Raw genomic sequence first — 24681 nt, 5'->3', positions numbered from 1 at the left:
TTTTAAATATTGAAAATGTTATCCAGAAAGGTGGAGGGATTAGACCCTTTGAAACCTTAGCAACCTATCTTTTTTTAAGAAAAGGTGCTACGTTCTATTCCGTTTTAGCGGAAGCAGATGACAACAATCTATTTCTATCATTCTTGATATCATTTTCAATTTTATAAATTATTAAAAATTGAAAATGAATTCTCTACAATTACTACAAACAGAACTTCAAAAACGTATTTTAGTTTTAGATGGCGCAATGGGAACTATGCTGCAACGCTATCAATTTACAGAAGAAGATTATAGCGGCGAACGTTTTAAAGAATGGGAATTTTCTTTAAAGGGAAATAACGATTTACTGTCTTTAACGCAACCAAAAGCAATAGCAGAGGTGCATCGAAAATATTTAGCGGCCGGCGCAGATATTATCGAAACCAATACTTTTTCTGGAACGACCATCGCAATGGCAGATTACCAAATGGAAGATTTAGTTTACGAACTGAATTTTGAATCGGCAAAAATTGCCAAAAAAGTTTGTGAAGAATTTACTTTAAAAAACCCTAAAAAACCTCGATTTGTGGCCGGTTCAATTGGACCAACTAACAGAACTGCGAGTTTATCGCCTGATGTGAATGATCCTGGTTTTCGTGCTATTACTTTCGAGGAATTGAGAATTGCATACAAACAGCAAGCAGAAGCACTTTTAGACGGTGGTTCAGATTTACTTTTAGTAGAAACTATTTTTGATACTTTAAACGCAAAAGCTGCACTTTTTGCTATTGATGAAATTCAAGAAGAAAGAAATCTCAAAATTCCAATTATGGTTTCTGGAACGATTACAGATGCTTCCGGTAGAACATTGAGCGGTCAAACAGCAGAAGCATTTTTAATTTCAATTTCTCATTTAAATCTATTGAGTGTTGGTTTTAATTGCGCTTTAGGTGCAAAACAACTCACTCCATATTTAGAAAGTCTTTCCAATAATTCAGAATTTTTTATTTCTGCTTATCCAAATGCAGGTTTACCAAATGCTTTCGGACAATACGATGAATCGCCAGAATTTATGGCAGAACAAATTCGCGAATTTGTTGATAAAGGTTTAATAAATATTATCGGTGGTTGTTGTGGAACAACACCAGAACACATTAAAGCAATTGCAGATTTAGTGAAAGATTATGAACCAAGAAAGTTGACCGTTGTCAGTTTTTAAAAATTTATTTAATAAAAAGTTTATGGAATTTACCAGTTTAGAGGTTTGGAAGGAAGCAAGAAAGTTAAGAAATTTAGTTTACGAAAAGACAAAAACATTTCCTAAAGAAGAACTTTTTGGATTAACGAACCAAATAAGAAGATGCGCAGTTTCTGTTCCTTCAGATATTGCAGAAGGCTGTGGAAGAAGGACTTCAAATGATACGATTCAATTTTTACATATTTCAAGAGGATCCCTTTATGAATTGGAAACTCAGATTTATTTAACATTAGATCAAAAGTATATTTCTGATTTACAAATTACAGAAATCTCAAGTCAAATATTATTATGCAAAAAGTTAATAAACGGCTTTATAAACTATTATAAAAATTTAAATAATGGAAATTAATACAATAGATTTGACAACCGACAACCGACAACCGACAACTAAATATTTAAAACTCTCTGGTCTCGAACCCTTAATTATAACTCCGGAATCCAACTTTATTAATGTTGGAGAACGTACTAATGTAGCAGGTTCCAAAAAATTTCTTCGATTAATTAAAGAAGAAAAATTTTCAGATGCTTTAGATGTTGCGCGTGAACAAGTTGAAAATGGTGCGCAAATTCTGGACGTCAATTTTGATGACGGTTTGCTCGACGGAAAATATTGCATGGTTAAATTTTTAAATTTAATTGCTTCAGAACCGGATATCTCCAGAATCCCAATTATGATAGATTCTTCAAAATGGGAAATTTTAGAAGCAGGTTTACAGGTTGTTCAGGGAAAATGTGTCGTAAATTCCATCAGTTTAAAAGAAGGTGAAAAAGAATTTATTGAACACGCAAAAAAAATCAAAAGATACGGTGCCGCAGTTATTGTAATGGCTTTTGATGAAAAGGGACAAGCCGATAATTACGATAGAAGAATTGAGATTTGCAAAAGAAGTTATGATATTTTGGTTAATGAAGTTCATTTTTCACCCGAAGATATAATTTTCGATTTAAATATTTTTCCTGTCGCAACTGGTATGGAAGAACATCGACAAAATGCTCTGGATTTCATACATGCTACAAAATGGGTGAGAGAAAATTTACCTCACGTTTCTGTGAGCGGAGGCGTTTCTAACGTGTCTTTTTCTTTTAGAGGAAATGATAATGTGCGCGAAGCAATGCATTCCGTTTTTCTTTACCACGCTATAAAAGCGGGAATGAATATGGGAATTGTAAATCCAAGTTTATTGACGGTTTATGATGATATTCCAAAAGAATTATTGGAGTTGGTAGAAGATGTAATGCTCGATAGAAGAGAAGATTCCACAGAACGACTTTTAGATTATTCGGAAAGAGTAAAATCTGTAAAAAAGGATGTTGTTGAAGAATTAGAATGGCGCAAAAATCCTTTACAAGATAGAATTACACATGCTTTGGTAAAAGGAACGGATCGTTTTATTATTGAAGATGTAGAAGAAGCCAGACAACTTTCTGAACGACCATTAGATGTAATTGAAATTAATTTAATGACCGGAATGGGCGTTGTTGGAGATCTTTTTGGAAGTGGGAAAATGTTTTTACCGCAAGTTGTAAAATCTGCGCGTGTAATGAAAAAAGCAGTTGCGTATTTGCAACCATTTATTGAGGCCTTAAAAGATGAAAAAGCGAAACCCAATGGAAAAATCGTAATGGCGACTGTAAAAGGCGATGTTCATGATATTGGTAAAAATATTGTGAGCGTTGTTTTGGGTTGTAATAATTATGAAATAATAGACTTGGGTGTGATGGTTCCTGCGGAAAAAATTATTGCTGCAGCGATTGAAAATAATGCAGATGCAATTGGTTTAAGTGGTTTAATTACACCAAGTTTAGATGAAATGGTTCATGTTGCGGACGAATTACAAAGACAAAACTTAAAATTTCCTTTATTAATCGGTGGCGCTACAACTTCTAAAGCACATACATCTGTGAAAATATTTCCAAAATACAATCAAACTGTGGTTCACGTAAATGATGCTTCTCGCGCAGTTGGCGTTGTAAGCGCTTTATTAAGTGAAGATAATGAAAAATATATTTCAGATTTAAAACTGGATTATATTGATTTTCGAGAAAAATTCTTGAGCCGTCAAATTGAGAAAGAATATGTATCAATTTCTACTGCCAGAAAAGAGAAAATTGAAATTGATTGGAAAAATGAAGAAATTACAAAACCTAATTTCTTAGGTGTAAAAGTAATTGAAAACCAAGATTTAGCTGAGTTATTACCTTTTATGGATTGGTCGCCGTTTTTCCGAGCGTGGGAAATGCACGGTAAATTTCCACAGATTTTAGAAGATAAAGTGGTGGGAGAACAAGCCAAAATTATTTACCAAGAAGCAAAAGTTTTATTAGAAGAAATTATTTCTAAAAAGAAATTCACTGCAAAAGGTGTTTTCGGAATTTTCCCAGCTAATTCTAACAACGAAGATGATATTTTAGTTTTTGATGAAAACAGAAAAGAATTTAAGAAATTTCATACTTTAAGACAACAATTAAAAAAATCTGCCGGAAAAAAATATATTGCTTTAAGTGATTTTATTGCACCAAGAGAATCTGGAAAACAAGATTATGTCGGTGCATTTGCTGTAACAACAGGTTTCGGATGTGAAGAATTTGCACAAACTTTTTATGAAAAAGGTGACGATTATAATGCAATTATTGTAAAAGCTTTGGGCGACAGACTCGCGGAAGCATTTGCAGAATTTTTACATTATAAAGTCCGCACAGAATTTTGGGGTTATGCTGCAAACGAAAATTTACCAAATGAAGATTTAATTTCAGAAAAATATGTAGGAATTCGTCCTGCTCCAGGTTATCCAGCTTGTCCAGATCATTTAGAAAAACCAACAATTTGGGAATTATTAAATGTAAAAGAAAATATCGGTTTAGAACTGACGGAAAGTATGGCGATGTTTCCAACTGCCGCAGTTTCTGGATATTATTTTGCCAATCCGCAAGCGAAATACTTTGGTGTAGGAAAAATAAAAGAAGACCAATTGAAAGATTATGTGAATCGCAAAAATGTAGATTTTGATTATGCTAAACGATGGCTGAGTTCTAGTTTGGCTGAATAAAAGTTTAAGGTAAAAGTAAAAAGGTGAAAATGAAAAGTGAATTTTTTAAAAAAGCTACAAGTAAAAATAATTAAATTGTTTTCTACGTAGTCCAATAGCTCTTAAAAAATTATAAATTAAAAAACTGAAAATTTGAGAAAGCTAAAAATGCTTTGCTTTGCTCGAACTTATAAATATGAAAATAACAGACCACATCAACCAATCAAAAGACAAAACCATTTTTTCTTTTGAAATTCTACCGCCTTTAAAAGGTCAAAATATACAATCTATTTTTGATGCAATTGAACCTTTAATGAAGTTTGATCCCAAGTTTATTGATGTCACTTATCACAGAGAAGAATATGAATATATTGAGCGCGGCGACGGACTTTTAGAAAAAAGAGTCGTTAGAAAACGACCGGGAACTGTCGGAATTTGTGCCGCGATTCAAAATAAATATCATGTAGATGCGGTTCCACATATTTTATGCGGTGGTTTTAGCAAAGAAGATACAGAGAATTTTTTGATAGAAGTTGATTTTTTAGGTATTCAAAATGTAGTTGCTTTGCGAGGTGATGCCGTGAAAACAGAAACGTATTTTAAACCGGAAAAAAATGGACATGTTTTTGCAAAAGATTTAGTGGAGCAGATTGCACAAATGAATCAGGGAAAATATTTAGATGAAACTTTAGAAAATAGCAGTGCTACAAATTTCGCGATTGGCGTTGCAGGTTATCCAGAAAAACACATGGAAGCGGCCAGTTTTCAGCAAGATTTGCATCATTTGAAAAAGAAAGTAGATGCAGGTGCAGATTATATTATTACGCAAATGTTTTTTGATAATCAAAAATATTATGAATTTGTAGAAAATTGTCGCGCTGCAGGAATTACAGTTCCGATTATTCCGGGGATTAAACCTTTGGTGAGCAAAAATCAATTAAGTATGATTCCGCATCGTTTTAAAGTAGATTTACCGAATGATTTGGTAATTGGCGTGGCAAAATCTAAAGATAATAAAGCTGCAAAAGAAATCGGGATTGAATGGTGCATTGAACAAAGCAAAGATTTAATGAAAAATAACGTGCCCGTTTTGCATTATTATTCAATGGGAAAAAGTGAAACTTTAGAAAGGATTTTAAAAGAGGTTTTTTAGAAATTTAATAAGCAGGACAATCTTGAACTGAAATGTTTTTTAAAATTAATTCTTGCTTTCCAACTTCCACTTTTACTTCAGGGAAATTACCGTAAAGACAATCACTTGTCATTTCTTGAAAATTTCCATCTTTAGCAGAAATTTTAATATAGTCTCCGGAAATATAATAATTATTATCGATGAAATTTAGCATGTCTAAATTATAAGATTTGCCATTCAATTTAATTTCTCCAGAATTAGTTCTGGTGTTAAAATAAAATAAAACGTTTTTGTCTTGGCTAAAAATAGTTTTTCCAACTTCTGCAGAAATGTCTAAAGGTTCCACTTTTAGAGGAGGATTTTCAAGAGAAACAGAATCTTTTTTAATCACTAATGAATCTTTTTGCACACTATTTTCATTGATTTTTTCATCCTTTTTACAAGAATTAAAAATTAAAAAAAAGAGACAAAATAGAATTAAATATTTCATAATTTTAATTTTTTACTAAAACTAAATATTCCCATGGTTTCATTGTCAAGGAAGTTTCATCCCCTAAATTATATTTCTTTTCTGAAAAAAGTTCAGTATAAATTCCTTTAAAATAAGCGCTATTTAAATTTACAGTAAGCGTTTCTTTTGAAAAATTAAATATCGGCAAAACTGCATCGCCAGAACTTTCACGATAAAACGAAATTATTTTATCTTGTTTATCATTTACAACTCTTATCATTTCGCCACCATATTTTCCGTTCCAAAGCGCGTGGTTTTCGTGTTTTAATTTAAATAATTTTTGATAAATATTAAAATTTCGATGAGGTTTCCAAACAATTGGATCTTTATCAAAAAACTTTAAACTTCTATCCAATCCAGCTTCTTGTCCGTTGTAAACAAGCGGCATTCCATTCACAGTTGCAGCAAAAACCATTGCCGTTTCTAATCCTGCACCGAAATTTTTTTGTGGCGTTCCGTTCCAAGAATTCATATCGTGGTTTTCTACAAAAGTCATTCTGTAAGCATTTCGGGGAAAAGTATTCACGTCGTGTGCGAGATATTCTACCAAATTTGCAATGCCTTTATTTCTTGTGGTTGCATCTTTCATTTTTTCATACAAACTCCAAGAATATTCCATGTCAAAAGCATCTTTCAAAAGATCACGAGATTCCCATTCAGCAAGCATAAAAACGGGTTTTATTTCGTCTAATTCTTTTCGTGCTTCGTCCCAAAAATCGGTCGGCATAAAACCTGCGGTGTCACATCTAAAACCATCGATATTGGTTTTCGTAATCCAAAATTTTAAAGATTCCGTCATGTATTTTCGCAATTCTGGATTGTCATAATCAAAATCAATTACATCATTCCAATCATACCACGGCGTTGGTTGGAAATTTCCTTCTTTGGTTTTTGTGTACCAATCTGGATGCTCTTTTGCTAAAGGATTGTCCCATGCAGAATGATTTCCTACCCAATCAATAATTACGTGCATTCCCATTTCGTGAATTTTATTAACCAAATTTTTAAAATCCTGCATCGTCCCAAATTCTGGATTTATGCCATGGAAATCTTTTACAGAATAATAACTTCCTAAACTTCCTTTTCGGTTTTTCTCACCAATTGGATGAATTGGCATTAACCAAATGATGTCAATTCCTAAATTTTTGATTCGCGGTAAATCATTTTCAACGGCTTTGAAAGTTCCTTCTTTTGAATATTGTCGGACATTCACTTCATAAATTGTAGCGTTTTTGCTCCATTCTGGATGTGTGAGATTGACGAAAGGTTTTGGTTGATAATTTTTTAAATCGTCTTTAATCTGCCCATTAATAAAAGAAAAATTAAAAAATATTATAAAAAAAACTGTGAAATATTTCATTGTCTTAATTTTAATAAATATAAGAAAATTTAAAAACCAAATCGAACACCAAATTTTGAAGAATTAATGGTTTTAGTTTTAAAGTTTTTGTAACAAATTTGAAATATCTAAAATTCGGTTTAATTTCCGATTAGATATAAGCACTAAAATTTATTGAAATAGATGGTTTTTCCTAGTAATGCCCATTTCCAATAACCGCGAACACAAAGTTGCCCATCTTTGTTTAAGTGCATTAAAGCATCCCAAGTTTTTCCACTTGAGCTATCATAAATTTTCCCATTTTCCCAAATTTGTTTTTTATCGTTAAATTTTAAGTTTTGCAAAACATCTAAACCAATTACTTTTCTCGTTCTTAATTTAGGATTTGGGTTGAGAGAATCTTTTTGGTAATTCATTACTTTATCATTAGGAAAACCATCATCAAACCAAATTACTTTTGCTTTAAAATCATTCCCGTTTTTATAAATATGAACAGCGACGGTTTTGTCAGTCGCCATCCATTTACCTAAAACATCATCTTTATTGATTTGAGAAGATGCACAGAAAAAGATTAATAAAAAAAGTAAAGTAATTTGTTTGTACATACAAATGGGATTTTAAAAACGATAAACATAAGAAAATCCTGCGATATTATTAATGTAAATTGGATAAAATGTAAAACTCCAACCTTTTTTTATGAAAATTTTATCATATAAATAATATGACAGTTTCGCAGAAGCAATTCCAAATCCTGCACCTGCAAGTACGTCACCAAACCAATGTTTATTGTTATACATTCGCAAAACACCTGTTGCAATTGCAATTGTATAACCTGAAAAACCAATCCACGGAGAATTTTTATATTCTTGCCAAAGAAATTCGGCGGAAGCAAAAGCAATTGCAGTATGACCTGATGGAAAAGAATTATTATCAGAAAAATCTGGACGTTGTTCGCGTGTTATAGATTTTAATGAAAAAACAACAGTGGCTGTAATTGCAAGAGAGGTTCCGTAAATTAATGCTGCATCTTTCCAGTTGTGTTTTCCTTTTACGCCAAAAGCATTTAGTGCAAAAACAGCTGCCCCAGGAATGAATTCTGTGTAATTATCAATTGTTGTATGAAAATTGGAATTTTTTTCTTGAATATTATTTTTTATCGATTCATTTAGTTTTGGATTTGATAATGAGATAAAACCAGCGGTAACCAAAGTTGCAGGAAAAATAAATTGTTTTATTTTTAAAGTTTTTTCTTGAATTTTTGAGCTGTCTTTTGGATAATTTTTTTGAGAAAATCCGGTATTAAAAATTAAAATAAACAGTAATGCGCTCGATTTTATAATCGAATTAAATTTCTTAGTTTCTGTTTTAAATGGTTTTCGATACATAAACTTTAATTATAAAAAATTAAATTGCTTAATATATTCAACTTTTTAGAAGCACTTTTTAAATAACTTATATCTATCATATTTTGTTCTAAGATATATTAAAATAAAAGATTGTACAATAAAAAAATAACTCAGTTTTTCTAACTATATTGAAGTTAATTTTAAATAAATTAAAATGAATGTATTGGCTTCTTGGTATTCGTTTTGAAGTAATTGTAAATCATTTAAAAATTAAATTATATTTGTAATAAATAAAGTGAAACAAAATAAAACAAAATAAAATGAGAAAATTATTGATTATTCCCCTTTTAATATTTACTTTTAGTAAGAATATAGCACAGAAACCACGTGACCTTCCCACACCTTTTCCAACAAATAAAATAGACGGAATTTATTCCGGGATAGAAGGACATAAATTGTTGAATAATAATGAAAATATTGATGGAACACCTTATGCTTATCCATTCATGGATGCAAAAGTGAAGGGAGTAGAAGGAACTACAAAAATGCGGTATAATGCAAATAACGATGAAGTGGAATATGAAACCGAAAATGGAAATTTAGCACTATTAAAATTACCAAAATTTTCTGATATTTATTTTGAAGCGTTAAATCTTCATTTGAAATTAGTAACTTATAATTATAATAATACTAAAATTACAGGTTATTTATATGAAATAATTGATAAGCCCACAGTTAAAATTTATAGAAAGGAGCACATTACTTATAATAAAGCAAAACCAGCAAGAACGTCTTATGATGAAGCGGCTAATGCAAATTTCTCTAAAGATAAACCAGTTTATTTCATTAAAAAAGGAGATGCAGAAATAGTGGAAATGCCTTCTAATAAGAAAAAACTAATCGAGATGTATCCAGAAAAGAAAGAGATAATTACTCAATATTTTAAAAATAATAGAGTGGACTTATCTGACTCGAAAGATTTACAAAAATTAGCAGAGATTTTGTAATTTAATCACCATTAAAATTAAAAAACCACTTTTATAAAGTGGTTTTTTTGTGGAGTTGGAGGGAATAATTGTAGAAACCAATAAACCATTTTAAAACATCATTTCGCTGAAAATAAGCAACTTAAATAAATTTGAACAATCGTAAACCATTATAAAAACCATTAAACAATCCCTGTTTTAGTCCCTGATTTTGGAAGTAGGGACTAATTACAATTTAGATTATACCGCATCAATATTTCAGTTTTGAGTAAAATAATATATGAAAGAAAAAAGAAAAGATGTGAACTTTAAGCGGAGTGTAATCTCCTCTTTCTTAGATACACTCAAAAGTAGAGTTTTTGGTTAAATGACCTCCCCCCGATATATGGAACAGTCTAAAGTAGAGAAATTTGTATTTTTTGACTATTTTCAATGAACTCGTTTGGCGTTAAATTTCCCAATGAGCTATGAGGTCTGTAGCTGTTATAATCCTCTTTCCACACATCCAACTTTTGCTGTGCATCCTCCAGCGGTAAAAACCAATTCACATTAAGGCATTCATCCCTTAATGATCCGTTAAAACTCTCTATAAATGCATTATGCGTAGGTTTCCCGGTCTGGAAAATTCCAATTCTATTTTTCTTTCATAAGCTCATCTGTCCAATGCTTTACTGATAAGCTCCGGTCCATTATCAATCTTAATTCGCTTGGGACAGGCTTGCTGCTCAAAGGTAACATTTTTTAATATTTCTGCAACATCCTCTCCTTTAATGGAGATTCCGGAATGAAGAATTAAAGATTTACGGCTATAATTTTCCACTAAAGTTAAGATCCTGAATTTCTTGCCGTCAAACAAGGCATCGCTCATAAAATCCATGCTCCAGCATTCGTGTAAATTAGAAGCAATGCCATTGGTAGGAACCCTGGAGCGTGCAGATTTTACTCTTTTGTTTCGTTTTCTCCTCAGATTCAAACCTTCCTCACAATAGATTCTGTAGATCCTTATGTGATTGTCTTTCCATCCTTCCCGTCTCAGGAGAATATGTAAACGCTGCACGCCGTAGCGCACACGAATGTTGGATAGTTCTATGAGCCTCATTTCAGAGCCGTGTCATCTCTCCGGTGTGGATGGTAATAATAAACACTGTGCTGTAAAAATACCAAACGGCAGCTTCTTCGCTGAGAAACCCGGTAATCCTGCTGTATTCCTTTCGCCAGTTCACGCCTCTGAACCGGCTTTAGAACTTTTTTTTCAGAACATCCTGAAGAATCTGCTTATCCAAACTTAGATCCGCTACCAGCTTTTTGAGTTGGCTGTTCTCTTCTTCCAGCTGACGTAAACGGCGAAGTTCCGTTATGCTAAATCCTCCGAATTTCTTCTTCCAATTGTAAAAAGTTGCCTCACTGATGCCCATTTTGCGGCATACTTCTTCTACTTTTACTCCCGTCTCGGTCTGTTTCAAGGCGAAAACAATCTGACTTTCTGTAAATCTGCTCTTTTTTATCTGATTTTTCTTTGTTTAAAATTAATTATTTTATCGAAAAATCTCTACTTTTAATTGTTGCTGTTTTTCGGGAGAAGGTCATTACAACAATAAATGCAGTTCCACTTTCATTAAATTTTGCAACTATCGATTTTCTTATATTCTCCATATGAGAGAATAATTTTGTTTTTCTCCGATTATAAACGCTCTCTCAATCAAATTTTTCAATTTTGAATTTTCCAGATATCTAAACAATTGATATTCAGAATCTATGGACAGGTATTCTGCGGAAATATTTATAGCAGTCAATTCTAAATCAGAAAGTTTAGGTTTAATAGGTTTAAAATAAAAGTTTTCATTCTTCGACAATTTTCTTAATTCATTTATAATAAAATCGTAAATTGCATCTAGGTTATTCATAGTGTATCCGATTGGTAATCAATACAATATAAGATTTTATCGTATTATGAATAACCTTTTATAATGCACTACTGGTAAACTTTTAATTAGACTACTATTTGGATATTGGTAAACAGATTTCCAAATGCAATTTTGCAATTAACCCCAATTTCATAAAAAATGACCCTCGTTTGTTAAATTTTGTTAAAAAATCAAGTTTAATCATAAAAAATTCTTAAATTTGCGCCTTCAATAAAACAATTATCTGCTCATGATAAAACTTTACTATTGCCTTTCTATTTTTATCGGTACAATAGGCTTGCAGTCACAAGACGTGCTTTGGCAGAAAAACATTCAATCTTCCTCGCAAGATTTTCTCGCGCCCATTTCTCTTACTATTGATGGACAATATTTAGTTTCGGGAAGCTATATCCAGACTTTGTATTTCCGTCAACTATACTCAAAATTAAATTTCATATAAATTAATAAGATAATTATAAACAATAAACATGAAAAAAATATTTCTTTTATTTCTAAACATAGGGTGTTTCACAATATTTAATGCACAAATTTTTACGCCCAACGGAAATGTTAATACAGTAACAAATGGAACCAATTATGTTGGAGTAAATGCTCAACCTATAGCAACATTTGATGTTCAAAATAAATTTTTAGTTGATAAAGATCTCCCCATAGCTGGAACATCATTGTTAGCTTACTCAGCCCCTTGGACGAGGGGATATTATTTTTCTAGTCCGGATGCATTAACAAATTTTGGAGGGTTTGGTGCTCATGGACCTGCAAATGATTTGGATTTCTTTTTTATTGGTAATTATTCCACTCCTATCGTCAAATTTAATGCTGTGGATAAATCAGCCATTTTTAATGGAAGTGTTGGGATAGGAAATAATTTACCAACCGAGAGGTTAGATGTAAGTGGAAATATTGTTTTAAGAAACATCACGAATATTGGTGGAGCGGGCAGTAGCATTTATTTTACATCTTTTGCTAGTGATAGTCCTGGAGCAAGAATTAAAAGTTCCCTCGAGTTTGCCTCAGGGGTGAATTCAAAATCCTCATTGATTTTAAGTTCTTACTACAGTAAATATATGAATGAATTAACACTTAAAAATGGAATGGTTGGAATTGGAACAGATAACCCAGAATATAATTTGGATGTTAAAGGAAAAGCTGCATTTTCTGATAATGTGAAAATTGCTGCCAAACTAGAAGCCAAAGAGATAAAAGTGACCACCACACCCACGGCAGATTTTGTATTTGAAGAAGATTACCAACTTCCAACATTAGAAGAAGTAGAAAAACACATCAAAGAGAAAAAACATTTACCAGAAATCGCTTCAGCCAAAGAAATGGAAAAAGAGGGCGTAAATGTGGGGGAATTTCAAATAAAACTTCTTCAAAAAATAGAAGAACTGACTTTGTATTCTATAGAGCAGAATAAGCAAATAAAAGAACTTCAAGAAGAAAATAAAACGCTGAGGCTTCAATCTGAAAAAATAGAAGCTTTGGAACAAAAATTACAGCAACTTCTATCAAAATAAAAATATGATGAAAACAAAACCACTTAGCATATTTACCTTATTTATAGGGATATTGGCTTATTCACAAACTGAGGTTTACTTCAAATATGATGAAGCAGGAAACCAGAAATACAGGGGAACAGATATCAATGCAAACCGGATTACGAATGGAGAGAATAAGACGCCACTTGTTGAAACAAGCGCAACGCCGCAAGTGAATGAAGATGATCTTTTTCTCTCCAAAGTAAATATCTATCCAGTCCCGGTAAAAACAATTTTGACAATTGAATGGGCAGAGGAAGTAGATGGCCTCATTCAAAATGTAAGTTTGTACGAGCATAGCACAGTACACTGGGCATTCCAAAGGGAAAACAAACCCGAACTTAACAGAAAAGTCGAAATTGATATGACCGGTTATTACATGGGGGTTTACATCGTGAGATTTCAACTGACGGACGGCCGCGTGATTTCAAAAAATATCATCAAACAATAATTTAGAATTCTCTAATTATTTCTTTTTAAGAGCATTAAAAAATAACATACTTATTATCCTGTATGAAAAAAATATACTTCCTCGTTGCATCCGCACTTTCTTTGCTTTGCAATGCCCAAACCATTCTTAATCAGACTGAAACAACTACGCGAACGGTTCAGGATCCACAGGCTGTTATTTTAACTCCAGGTTTTAGAGCCGTTTCTACCACATCAAATCCCTTTATTGCTAAAATAGGTGCGTCTACTGATACTGGAGGCAGTCCGGTTGATTCTGGAGCAGGAGGTGCTAATCCTTCTGGCACAACCGACACGCCAACGAATAAATTCCACGATACCCAGGGAAATATTGATGTGACGGGTGGAGGCCAATTACAGTACACTTTACCAATTGCCCTTCCACCGGGAATAAAAAGTGTGGCACCACAGGTTAACTTGGTGTACACAAGTGGGTCGGGAAATGGAATTGCGGGTTATGGTTGGAGTATATCGGGACTTTCCAGTATCTCTCGAATGGGAAAAACCATTGAGAAGGATGGCGAGGTTGCTGGAATAAATCTGGATTATTCAGATTATTATTCTTTTAACGGACAAAGACTTATTCTAAAAAGTGATAGCCCTGCAACTTACGGAAAATCTGGGGCAACTTATACAACTGAAAAATATTCAAATGTTTTAATAAAATCTTTAGGTTCAATTACCGGTCAATTATGGACGGGTCCGGAATATTGGGAAGTTACCTTTGAAGACGGATCGCAGGCTTGGTATGGCGCAACAACTACTGGTGCAAGCACAGCCAGAACGCCCATTGAATATAATATTGTAAAATGGAAAGATGCGCAGGGGAATTATATAACTTACAACTATACCCAAAGTAATAATGTAGCAGTTATTTCAAATGTGCAATGGGGTGCAAATGAAACTGTCGCAGGAAGTCAAAATTTCAATAAAATAGAATTTAATTATTCTGCAAGAATTTTAAAAGAACAATCTTTTGTAAATGGAGTTGAATTTATTCAAGACAAATTACTGGAAAATGTTCTTGTTAGCACAAATGGAGCACAGTTTAAAAAGTATGTGGTTAATTATGAAAGTCCAAATATTAATAATGACACCACGAATACACTTAGCTATCAATTTGTAAAAAGCGTACAGGAATTCAACTCACAGAATGAATCAGCAAATCCTATCACATTTACTACAAAATCTTTAGTTACAAGCACTAGCGAAAAACCATTTGGAGATTTTCAAAATGTCATAACATCAGGTGATTACAACGGGGATGGTTTTATTGATTTTATATTAAGACAACCTGCACAAAATGGAAAACCTGAAGGCGATTACATATATTTTGATGCAATTAATAATACCGCTCCCCCTTATGTTTATTTGGGACCATCAAGCGCATACTTAACCTCAACTTTATTAACATTTAATATTAAGCCTGCTGATAATTATATTAAACCTAAACAAGGTCTTATTATTACAAGCAATAATAATTCTGATCCACATACAACTGGTAATTTAGAATTAAACTATTATTCTATTAAAAGTGATTCGTCTGTCTTGAACACTACTACTAATCCCTTGGTACTCGAATATACAAAAACAATTAATGCAAGCCAAATTAATTTTGATGACAACTTATATTCAATTACGCCACCAAGTTATAATTATATATCAGAGTCTAAAAAATCTCAACCAATCGATTTTAAAGAAGTTGATATAGATTCAGATGGGCTTTCAGAACTTATCTTCTCTGTCGCTGATGCCAAATGTTATCAACGAGTAATAGTTGAAGATCCACTTAAAACGACATGGCTTTGTAATAATCTCGGCTATAGAACTATTGTAATTGATAATAGTGATTTAATTGCAAATACCATACATACTATTTTACCACCAACAGATAAAGATATTCTTGCAAAATCTTCTATTTTGGATTTTGATAATGATGGTGTACAAGATATTATCTCAATTAAAGCAAAAGAAACAAATGAATCGGTCAGTTTCTACACTAAACAAGGGCTAACTGGAGAAGTTGTACAACAAACAGTTTCAACTCCATTAAATGATGTTTTTCAATATTCAATAAAGAAAAGTAACAATAATTATGTGGTTGCATTAAAAAACACTTTTTTAGTTAAAGGATATACAGACGCAATTCAATTTGGGGATTTGAACGGAGACAGAAACATTGAAATTTTAGCACCGTTAAATAAAGGTTCACAGAGTTCTGTTTACAACCAAGGTTGGTCAATATATCTTAATAATGGTGCAGGTTTATCAGAATTTTTACAAGGTTTTGCTTCCTATTACAAGAATGATAACCCTTCAAATACTTATCAAGATTACACTTACCCGGGTATGGTTGATTTAGATAATGATGGAAAATCTGATTTTGTAAATTTTTATGCTGGTTATAACTATCAAGGAAGCGGATTTAGTAATTTAATACTTTGGAAGTATTCTGAATTTCAGTATAATCCTACTAATCCTCAATTCAGATGGTCATATAAAATGACAACTCTTTTTACAAATTTAAAAGGTGGAACACAAATGACACCTGTATATGGTAATTTTAGAATAAATAATACTGTTTCTAAAATTAATTTTATTTCTAATTCTTTGACCGATGCAAATGACCGAAAAATTATTAGTTATAACCATTATAGTCTTTCAAATGACAAAAATATAAACTCTGTTACGCAAGGTGGCATCAATACACAAATAGATTATAAAGAACTAGATCCAACTGTAAATCCTAATTTTTATGCACCTGTAAAAAAAGAGCAATATCCTTATGTTGAATTGGATAAAGTTTCTCAGTCCTTTGCAGTATCACAACTTCAGCAAAATATCACGGTTAATGGTACACCACTTATAAGATTACAGGATTTCCGTTATCGTGGAATGATTACGCATCTTCAAGGACGTGGTATGATTGGTTTCCGGCAGACTGCCCGTTCTTCTTGGTATGCGGCAGGATTTGAGAATACAAAGATATGGAGTGGCGCAGAAATAGACCCACTAAATGAGGGCGTTCCTGTAAAAGAATGGTCGATTCATACTAACATTGAATCCCAAATATTTCCAACAGATCTATCTGTTAACAATACACAGTTAACATCATTTAAATCAACCACCTACAAAACGGATAAACTACTTAATAATGTAGTTCAGACGGGAACTATTTCAGACGCCAACAAAACAAAAATTGTTACCGCAATTGTTCCAACATCTACAACTTCGAAAAACTTTATCACAAACGATACGACTACCGACACGGTAGAGTACGGTAGTTATTATCTTCCAAACAAGACCATTTCAAATATTAATAGTGGATATGGTATAAAAACAACAACTTTAGATTACACGCATAATCTAACAGGAGTTGGAAAAGACTATTTTGTGGGTCGTCCCCAGTCTAAGACTGAGACAATGGTGGCTTATGGAGATACTAAATCTGCAAAAGTAGATTACACCTATGCTAATAACCTTTTAGATACACAAAAAACCTGGAATAGGGATAATACCGGCTGGTTACAGGAAAAGTACACCTACGATGGCTTCGGGAATATTACCCAAAAAGTATCAAGTAATAGTATCGATGCAAATAAACAGACTATCAAAAGCACGTACGAGCCACAGGGAAGATTTGTTACCAAGACCACAGACAATCTTGGTTTGGAAACCAATATCACCTATAATGATTGGGGCCAGGTTCTAACTCAAATCAATCCTCTATTAAATAAATTAACAAACACTTATGATGCCTGGGGGAAATTACTGACAACAAAAAATAATCTCAGTGGTACCACTTCTTATACCTATGAAAAATTAGGGAATGGTGACACTAAAGTAACCGAATACTCACCTGACAATGATCAGAAAATAACCTATACCAATAATTTAGGTCAAAATTACAAATCTACCACCAAAGGCTTTGTGCAAGGGGTTTATACTTCTAAATCGGTTGAGTTTGATATTTTGGGCAGAAAAACCAAAGATTCAGAGCCTTATTTTGAAGGTTCAGAAACACCACGCTGGAACGTGATCGCCTATGATGACACTGTTTACCCCGGAAAGGCAACAGCAACCGCTTTTAACGGAAAGAAAATGGAAACTTCGGTTTCGGGTAAAACCACTTCTGTAAAAGAATTGAATGGCTATAACCGAACCAATACTAAAACTACGGATGCGCTTGGGAATGTTGTAAGTACCACCGACAAGGGCGGAACCATTACTTTTGCATATAACGCCGCCGGCGAACAGACCGAAGCCAAGTATGACACCAATAGTGTAAAGACTACTTACGACGCCTGGGGTAATAAAATTAAATTTGACGATCCCTCAAACGGTGTGTACGAATATACCTACCAAGGTTACTTCGGAACCATTTCAAAAATCAAAAGTCCGAAAGGAACCAAAGAATATACTTATAATTCTTTAGGGCAATTAATCACCCAAAAAGAAACCTCCACTGACGGGACTTCTACCAATAAAGTCATCGCTTTTAGTTATGATGATAAAGGCAGGGTCATTGGTAAATCCGGAACTTCTAAAGGTGAGGCTTTCAGTTCATACATCAATTTTGACAGCCAGGGTAAAACAATCTCTTCAGGTGAGAGCAGCAACGGCAAATACTTTATGCAGAAAGGCATCACCTATGATGATAAAGCGCGCGTCTCTTCTTACGAAAAAAGTTTATATTCTTCCGGTATCCTCACCAAGGTTACTATAGAAAATGTTTATTCTTCTTGGAGTGGAGATCTTTACCAAGTAAAAGATAAAACTTCAGGAAAAATATTATGGCAGTTAGATGAGACGAACGCCAAAGGTTTGGTTAAATCCGCAAAACTGGGTGGTACTACTATTAATAATCTTTATGATGCCAATTATTTTTTAATAAACACGTCCCACACAAAAACCGTTGGTGGCAACACGGTTCTGCAAATGGGCTACACGTTTAACGCCATTAAAAATGAACTTACCCACAGAACGCGAGGTGGGGATTTTAATCTTTCCGAGTCTTTTACCTATGATGATAATAACAGGCTTCTCAACTGGACAAATCCCAAGACTGGTGTATTGTCTAACAACGTTTATGATATAAAAGGAAGAATTACTTCAAATGACCAGGTAGGAACTATTAAGTTTGAAAACACCACTTCGCTTTATCGCCCTTCGAGTGTAGTATTGAATGCGGCTGGAACTGCAAATTATAATAACGATCTTATCCAGACTATTTCTTATAACGAGAATAATGATCCGATATTTATAGATGGGATAAAAGGAGATGTAGCCTTCCAGTATGGTCTTACGGCTATGCGACAGCGTGTAACGTATGGCGGTAATTTTGCTGCCGACCAGGAGGGAAAATTTACAAAGTTTTATAGTGAAGACGGTAGTTATGAGATCTTAAAGGACAATGTGACGGGCAAAGAAAAGCATCTGCTTTACATAGGAGGTACACCTTATGACAGCAACATCGTCTTTATTAAAAATTACACGGAGACGAAGGGGTCGTATAAGTTTCTGCACAAGGATTATCTGGGCAGTATCTTAGCGGTCTCAGATGAAAACGGCAATGCTTTAGAGCAAAGGCATTATGATGCCTGGGGTAATTTCACCCACCTCAAAATAGGCACCGGTGCAATTATCACCGATAAAAATATTATTGATAATACGGCGTTATTAATAGACCGTGGTTACACCTCACATGAGCATTTTGCCGAAGTGGGCATCATCCATATGAATGGTAGATTATATGATCCTTTACTTCGCAGGTTCTTAAACGCAGATGAAAACATACAGGATCCTACCAATACCCAAAACTATAACAAGTACGGGTATGTCTTAAATAATCCTTTGATATATAGTGATTCCAATGGAGAATGGTTTGGAATCGATGATTTAATAGTTGCGGCCGCTAGTTTTGTAATAGGCTATGTTTCTCATGGTATAATGACAGGTCAATGGGGATGGAGTGCTGTGAAGGCAGGTTTTCAGTTTGCAATAATGGGGTGGATAAGTTATAATACCGCAGGATTAGCAAGCGGAAAAGTTTCCTCGGTAATGTGGAATTTTGTAGGAAATTCTGCCATTAATACGGCAATTTCCTGTGTCATACCACCTATGAACATTAGCATTGAAGATTTTGATTTCAGTATTTCACCAAGTATAGCAATAGGAAATGGATGGGGATTTGGCGCAAATATTAGTGCTACTTTTCATGCAGGAGATTTTTCAATATCTGGAGGTTTTGGTTTAATGCATTATGGAGGACATGCAGGAAGTGGAGCAAGTGGTTGGGAATACAGAAAATCTGCAATGCTTGGTTATAGCAGTAAAGCTTTTAGTATGAGCTTGGGAACCAACAAATGGAGTGGTTTACATCCTCAACAAACTGGAATTATAGGTTTAGGAAGCGGAGATTTTTCTTTAACCTATGAAAATGATGGTAGTCCTTTCGCTTCTGGACCAAGTGGTACTCATTTAGGAGATAACAATGACAGATGGAGAACAGCCGCAATGACTGTAAATATTGGAGACTTTCATGCTGGATTTAATTTATTTACAGGAGAAAGATATAGTAATAGCTATTATGAGAACTTAGGTCATGATTACCCAACAATGATAGGAATGGAACTAGGTAGAGCTAATAATTGGGGTGATTATATAGATGGGGGATATGGAGCAAAACTAAAATATGGATTAGTAGAAGAAATTGGACCAAGATATAGATTGGGGGCAGCTTATATTGGATGGGGAAATTATAGAATAGGTATAGATTCTGATAGGCATGTAAGACACCCTATTCAAAATGTTTTAGCTCATCAATGGATTTCTCCACAACCTGGCTTCCAAGTATTATCTGGAGGAATGAAGTCATATTTTCAATATCAAACAAGAAATAAATTTACATCATGGTAAGAATTATAATAATATTGTTTAGTTCTGTTTTTATTCATTCATGTGCACAAGCAAAGCGCTTAGAAAATGGAACAAAAGTGCTGACTAAAAAATTTAAAAATATTGATAAGTTTAACCCTATAATTTTCAAATCAATAGACATCTCTTGTTTTTATAAAAAAATTGACTTCTACATGGCAGATAAAAATTTTAATAAAATTAGAGATATTGGATCAGATGTAGATAGAAAAATACAGTTTTATGAAAATGGTCGAGTTAGGTTTTTCAGTTTTGGAATGGTAAATCCCAATCCTCAAATTTCTGGGAAAAGAGGAATTGTTTATTTGAATAATAATATTATAAAAATTGATTCTCAATTTGCAGACCAAAATGGGAATCTATTTAAAGGAACTTATCGTTTGAAAGTAGAGGGAGATAAACTGTATTTACTTGAAGAAGGAAATACTTTGTTATTTAACCCCTCTGAGTATATTTGTTATGTGTATCAAAAATCCGAAAAAATTCCCGAAGATTGGAAGCAATATAAACCCGATTGGTAATAATATATTAGACGCTCCTTGCTTTGGCTACAGAAATTATAGAATTGGTATAGACCCGATTACTATGTCATAACCAAATAAATCTGCAAAAACTTTGTGGGGTTTTCTTAGGCATATAAAGCCTCTGAATAATAAAGGTAAAAGGAAGGAATTTAACCTTCCTTTTATTATTCGTCGGCATCAAAGTTTATTCCTCGCAGGTTGTTCCCCAACAGAGCCTGTTTCCGCTTCGCTTTGACTTTGTAAAGTTATAAAATTTAGGCTACGTTTCTCAGCTCATACATTTTATTTTCTCTAACACAAGCGCAAATTCTATGCACAATTTTATTTCTTATGTTGTTTAAAACCAACATTTTATTTTTTCCTTCTTTAACTTTTCTGTCAAAATAGGTTTTCATTTCTGTATTGTGTGCAATGTTTGATAATGCGCACATATGAAGTTGCTTCTTTAGTTTCTTATTTGCCATAAAATGGACTTTGGGTTTACCTCTTACGCTTTTCCCAGAAGTATGTTCAAATGGTACAACACCACAATAACAAGCTAATTCTCTAGGTGTTTTAAACATGGTAAACTCATTGGTAAAACATATTAAAAGCAATGCTGTAATTTTCCCAACACCAGGAACTGTAAGTCCCCCTAGAAACTGGACAAGTTATTACCCTAAAATTATTAACAAAAAACACTTAATTTTAGGATATGAGAAGAAGCAAATTTACAGACAGCCAAATTTTGAAAATTTTTAACGCCTAAAATATTTAAAACAAAAAAGTAAAGCCTGCAAAAAGAAACGAAAACTTTCAGCAAATGTTTTGCTCTAATCTCTGCAATAATTTTGAGTTTCTGTAAACTACAATTAGATATTTCTTCATATTCCGAACCACAAAAATCTTCTGCTTTTTTTGTTTTCCAATAATGGGAGGTTGTTTTAGGGATTTTTTCTAAAAAATTTTCAAGGAAAATTTGTTTTTCAATCCCAAGAGAATAGCAGAGTTTTACATTGCTGTGATAAATAGTATAGATGCCCAAATTTAATTTTTTACAAATATGCGGTTCTTAGGGCAAAAAATATTTTCAATTAAAATGACACAAACTAACATTTGTACTACAATCTTAAAACTTTAAATAATCTCTCATTTTTTCAGTTGCAAAAATATATCGCAAGATAAATTTAAAATGCGACAGGTTCTGCAATATTTGCTATGTTTTTAGTGATTCAAAATTTTTCATATTCAAAATTTTAAAGCATATTAAATTTCTCCATCGCATTTATTTTTGTTTCATCGGCAATATCAATGTAAGGTTTCATCGCTTTGTAATCACTGTGGCCAGTCCACTTCATAACAACCTGTGGTGAAATTCCTAATGATAAAGCGTTACAGATAAAAGTTCTTCTTCCAGCGTGTGTGCCAAGTAAAGAATGTTTTGGGAGCACTTCATCAATTCGTTGATTTCCTTTGTAGTAAGTCTGCCTTATTGGTTCGTCTATTTCTGCCAATTCCGCCAGTTCTTTTAAGTAATCATTCATCTTTTGGTTTGTAATTACAGGGAATGCTTTATTTTCAGATAGGGAAGAATTAGCATATTTAGTCAATAAATCTTTGCTGAATTTATTCAATTCAATTATTAAACTGTCAGAAGTTTTAACAGTTGTAATTTCAATTGTGCTTTTCTTTACATCGGTTTTTCGAAGATTGGCAACATCAGAATATCGAAGTCCTGTAAAACATTGAAAGAGAAATACATCCCGAACCCTTTCGAGATAGATTTTCTGTTTCGGTATTTTATATTCTCTTAATTTTTTTAATTCTAATTGATTTAGAAATATAATTTTCTTCTGGGTTGTTTTTAATTTGGGACGAAAAAACTCGTAGTCATTTATTACGTTTATTTTCTTTTTGGTAGCCCATCGTAAAAACCACCTTAAAAATGAAAATTGTTTTAGAACAGTTGAATTCTTAAATTTTAAATTTTTTTGTAAAAAGGATTGATATTTAAATAAACCTTCTTCAGAAAAAAACTCAAAGGTTAATTCCGGATTGAATTTTACTAAATGGTTTTTTACTGTTTGAAATTTAGCGACTGTTGCAGGCGTCCAGATATTCATTCTCGATTCTTCCAATGTGAACATATCGAACACTTCAAAGAATGTTTTTTCTTTTGAAATTTGATTCTTTGAAATTTTACCCATTCCCACATTAAATTGATCCTTAAATCCATCCTTATCTAAATCAAGATTATTAAGTTGAATATCGTTAAATATATCCGCACAAACCTTTTCAAATTTTTGAATTGATTTGTTTATAATGCTGGCTGATACCTTTTTATCTCCGTGAGTAGTATTCGTTTTGCAACGCTGTGTTTCCACGCTCCATTTCTCAATATCAACTCTATAGCCTAGATTAAATGCTACAACTTTTTCATTCCATTTTATTCGGAAGCGAACTTTTGCTGTCGGTTTATCCTTTTCTTTATCCAGTAAAAATTGAGCATGATATTTAACTTCCATTTAGTCTGCTTTAGATTATTTTAATTCACCTACACTGAAATTTTTCACCGAAATACCTCCAACTTTTTTTAAATCTTCATAGGAATAAGTAAAGGTTTTCACCAAAATATTATTTTCGTAAATATTTATTGTTTTGGTCAAATTAGTGGAAATAGTAGAATTGTTATCTTTTCGATGGGTGTAAATTTGGAAGGAAAAGGATGAAACAGGAGCGGATGTTTCATAAATTTCATTTGCAGTTAAAGGTGTATTTAATTGTCCTTTTTCATTCTTTTTACCATTGTATTCTTGTGAAATTTTCAGAGGTTCTGAAATTGATCTAAAACTAATATTGCCGTTCTCATCTTTCCAATTATTTGTGATATCAGAATTTGCCACCAAATCTAAATTTTCAGAATTAATAATCTGGTTAAAATTTCCGTCATTAATTTTCACAAAACGAAACCAAGAAATTTGATTTAGTTTTTCCCAATCTCCTTCATTAATGATTTCAATTTTTAAAATTTTCTGCAATTCTATTAAATCCTTTTTTATGTTATCAGAAGATTTTGACTTTTGTCCAGATTTAGAAAAAATTGTATTCGCAATCTCAGAATCTTTATTCTTCCAATCGCTGATGGCTGATTTTTTCTTTTGAGCAAAAAAGTTTCCCGCAATTAAAAGTGAACTTAAAATTATAATCTTCTTCATTATTATTTTTTTAAAAGTTCTAAAACTATCGTAACTTGCTTCATGCATTCGGTTAATTGATCCTGACTTGTCTTTAATCTGTCGGCAAATTCCTTCTGGATTTCCTGATAGCCTTTTTGCAAATCGATCATATTGGAAAACTCGCTGTGAGAGATCGTTACGTTACCACTAATATTTCCATTTATATTACTGTTTACACTGTTGGTTGAACCGTTACTGTTTATCGTTTGATTATTTGTCCTGATCATTTCTCCATTTCCAGAAACAAACCATTCCGGATTTAAATCGGTATAGGTAATGAGTATTTTCTCTATAGTTTCAGAATTTAAACCAGAATCGTTTTTTATCGCTCGACCAATTAATCCCACAGACAGTCCAGCATCTACTGTCATTTTATTTGCATTTAAGTTTCTGTGTACCATGTACTTCTGTAATCTTTCAGTAATTGTCATATTATTTAATATTGAATTATATCATTATTATTTTTGTAAATATAGAATAATATCTATATTTGCT

23 protein-coding genes, 1 pseudogene and 1 riboswitch are annotated in these 24681 nt (G+C 32.8%); of the genes and pseudogenes, 10 read left to right on the top strand and 14 right to left on the bottom strand.

The window, feature by feature from the left end:
* The first annotated feature begins 15 nt into the window (after window positions 1–15).
* Window positions 16–124: riboswitch (SAM riboswitch) on the top strand.
* A 60-nt stretch (window positions 125–184) separates the two neighbouring features.
* From ACN0WB_RS09100 to metF, 4 genes are all read left to right on the top strand, one after another.
* Window positions 185–1198: a homocysteine S-methyltransferase family protein gene (locus tag ACN0WB_RS09100; RefSeq protein WP_417431004.1), complete on the top strand. Its 1014-nt coding sequence runs from the start codon at window positions 185–187 to the stop codon at window positions 1196–1198.
* A 22-nt stretch (window positions 1199–1220) separates the two neighbouring features.
* Window positions 1221–1586, top strand: coding sequence for a four helix bundle protein (locus ACN0WB_RS09095; protein WP_417431002.1), 366 nt, complete (start codon window positions 1221–1223; stop codon window positions 1584–1586).
* Entirely contained in the window at window positions 1576–4284 is a 2709-nt protein-coding gene (metH, locus tag ACN0WB_RS09090; RefSeq protein WP_417431000.1) for a methionine synthase, read from the top strand. Before ACN0WB_RS09095 ends, metH begins: the two co-directional genes overlap by 11 nt.
* A gap of 175 nt (window positions 4285–4459) precedes the next feature.
* Complete coding sequence (metF, locus tag ACN0WB_RS09085) at window positions 4460–5416, top strand: methylenetetrahydrofolate reductase [NAD(P)H] (RefSeq protein ID WP_417430998.1); 957 nt, start codon at window positions 4460–4462, stop codon at window positions 5414–5416.
* A gap of 4 nt (window positions 5417–5420) precedes the next feature.
* On the opposite strand, the gene ACN0WB_RS09080 is transcribed toward metF, so the two are convergent.
* From ACN0WB_RS09080 to ACN0WB_RS09065, 4 genes are all read right to left on the bottom strand, one after another.
* Window positions 5421–5885, bottom strand: a complete 465-nt coding sequence (locus tag ACN0WB_RS09080; protein WP_417430996.1) for a hypothetical protein — start codon at window positions 5883–5885, stop codon at window positions 5421–5423.
* A gap of 4 nt (window positions 5886–5889) precedes the next feature.
* Window positions 5890–7266, bottom strand: a complete 1377-nt coding sequence (locus ACN0WB_RS09075; protein WP_417430994.1) for an alpha-amylase family glycosyl hydrolase — start codon at window positions 7264–7266, stop codon at window positions 5890–5892.
* Window positions 7267–7409: 143 nt separating this feature from the next.
* Entirely contained in the window at window positions 7410–7850 is a 441-nt protein-coding gene (locus tag ACN0WB_RS09070; RefSeq protein WP_417430992.1) for a DUF2147 domain-containing protein, read from the bottom strand.
* Between the two features lie 12 nt (window positions 7851–7862).
* Window positions 7863–8630 carry a phosphatase PAP2 family protein gene (locus ACN0WB_RS09065; RefSeq protein WP_417430990.1) on the bottom strand — a complete coding sequence of 256 codons (768 nt, stop codon included), beginning with the start codon at window positions 8628–8630 and terminating at the stop codon, window positions 7863–7865.
* Window positions 8631–8911: 281 nt separating this feature from the next.
* On the opposite strand from ACN0WB_RS09065, the gene ACN0WB_RS09060 reads away from it, so the two are divergent.
* The gene (locus tag ACN0WB_RS09060; RefSeq protein WP_417430988.1) at window positions 8912–9598 is read left to right on the top strand and encodes a hypothetical protein; all 687 of its coding nucleotides are present in this window, start codon (window positions 8912–8914) and stop codon (window positions 9596–9598) included.
* Window positions 9599–9972: 374 nt separating this feature from the next.
* Here ACN0WB_RS09060 and ACN0WB_RS09055 read toward each other — a convergent pair whose 3' ends face one another.
* From ACN0WB_RS09055 to ACN0WB_RS09035, 5 genes are all read right to left on the bottom strand, one after another.
* A complete protein-coding gene (locus tag ACN0WB_RS09055; protein WP_417431179.1) occupies window positions 9973–10203 on the bottom strand; it encodes an integrase core domain-containing protein in 231 nt (76 codons plus the stop codon).
* A gap of 26 nt (window positions 10204–10229) precedes the next feature.
* On the bottom strand, window positions 10230–10676 hold the full coding sequence (locus ACN0WB_RS09050) for a DDE-type integrase/transposase/recombinase (RefSeq protein WP_417430986.1): 447 nt from the start codon (window positions 10674–10676) through the stop codon (window positions 10230–10232).
* A 139-nt stretch (window positions 10677–10815) separates the two neighbouring features.
* Window positions 10816–11082, bottom strand: coding sequence for a transposase (locus ACN0WB_RS09045; RefSeq protein ID WP_417431177.1), 267 nt, complete (start codon window positions 11080–11082; stop codon window positions 10816–10818).
* Window positions 11083–11107: 25 nt separating this feature from the next.
* Window positions 11108–11230: a hypothetical protein gene (locus tag ACN0WB_RS09040; RefSeq protein WP_417430984.1), complete on the bottom strand. Its 123-nt coding sequence runs from the start codon at window positions 11228–11230 to the stop codon at window positions 11108–11110.
* Window positions 11218–11481 carry a hypothetical protein gene (locus ACN0WB_RS09035; RefSeq protein WP_417430982.1) on the bottom strand — a complete coding sequence of 88 codons (264 nt, stop codon included), beginning with the start codon at window positions 11479–11481 and terminating at the stop codon, window positions 11218–11220. The genes ACN0WB_RS09040 and ACN0WB_RS09035 overlap by 13 nt, the downstream gene beginning before the upstream one ends.
* A 250-nt stretch (window positions 11482–11731) precedes the next feature.
* On the opposite strand from ACN0WB_RS09035, the gene ACN0WB_RS09030 reads away from it, so the two are divergent.
* From ACN0WB_RS09030 to ACN0WB_RS09010, 5 genes are all read left to right on the top strand, one after another.
* Window positions 11732–11941, top strand: a complete 210-nt coding sequence (locus ACN0WB_RS09030) for a hypothetical protein (RefSeq protein WP_417430980.1) — start codon at window positions 11732–11734, stop codon at window positions 11939–11941.
* Between the two features lie 28 nt (window positions 11942–11969).
* On the top strand, window positions 11970–13022 hold the full coding sequence (locus ACN0WB_RS09025) for a hypothetical protein (RefSeq protein WP_417430978.1): 1053 nt from the start codon (window positions 11970–11972) through the stop codon (window positions 13020–13022).
* Window positions 13023–13026: 4 nt separating this feature from the next.
* A complete protein-coding gene (locus ACN0WB_RS09020) occupies window positions 13027–13494 on the top strand; it encodes a T9SS type A sorting domain-containing protein (RefSeq protein ID WP_417430977.1) in 468 nt (155 codons plus the stop codon).
* A gap of 62 nt (window positions 13495–13556) precedes the next feature.
* On the top strand, window positions 13557–20429 hold the full coding sequence (locus tag ACN0WB_RS09015) for a polymorphic toxin type 23 domain-containing protein (RefSeq protein WP_417430975.1): 6873 nt from the start codon (window positions 13557–13559) through the stop codon (window positions 20427–20429).
* A 173-nt stretch (window positions 20430–20602) separates the two neighbouring features.
* The gene (locus tag ACN0WB_RS09010; RefSeq protein ID WP_417430973.1) at window positions 20603–20968 is read left to right on the top strand and encodes a hypothetical protein; all 366 of its coding nucleotides are present in this window, start codon (window positions 20603–20605) and stop codon (window positions 20966–20968) included.
* 257 nt (window positions 20969–21225) lie between these two features.
* Here the strand turns inward: ACN0WB_RS09010 and ACN0WB_RS09005 are convergent.
* From ACN0WB_RS09005 to ACN0WB_RS08985, 5 genes and pseudogenes are all read right to left on the bottom strand, one after another.
* Window positions 21226–21585 (bottom strand): annotated as a pseudogene (locus ACN0WB_RS09005) (transposase); the annotation flags it as partial.
* Between the two features lie 53 nt (window positions 21586–21638).
* Window positions 21639–21995 (bottom strand): hypothetical protein, encoded by a 357-nt coding sequence (locus tag ACN0WB_RS09000; protein WP_417430971.1) that lies wholly within the window; start codon window positions 21993–21995, stop codon window positions 21639–21641.
* Between the two features lie 211 nt (window positions 21996–22206).
* Window positions 22207–23475, bottom strand: a complete 1269-nt coding sequence (locus tag ACN0WB_RS08995; RefSeq protein ID WP_417430969.1) for a tyrosine-type recombinase/integrase — start codon at window positions 23473–23475, stop codon at window positions 22207–22209.
* Window positions 23476–23490: 15 nt separating this feature from the next.
* The gene (locus ACN0WB_RS08990; protein WP_417430967.1) at window positions 23491–24165 is read right to left on the bottom strand and encodes a hypothetical protein; all 675 of its coding nucleotides are present in this window, start codon (window positions 24163–24165) and stop codon (window positions 23491–23493) included.
* Between the two features lie 2 nt (window positions 24166–24167).
* Window positions 24168–24587, bottom strand: a complete 420-nt coding sequence (locus ACN0WB_RS08985) for a hypothetical protein (protein WP_417430965.1) — start codon at window positions 24585–24587, stop codon at window positions 24168–24170.
* Window positions 24588–24681: the final 94 nt, after the last annotated feature.

Origin of the sequence: Halpernia sp. (genome assembly GCF_048269545.1) — a bacterium.
Taxonomy (GTDB): domain Bacteria; phylum Bacteroidota; class Bacteroidia; order Flavobacteriales; family Weeksellaceae; genus Halpernia.
This window is presented reverse-complemented; position numbering and strand designations above follow the sequence as displayed.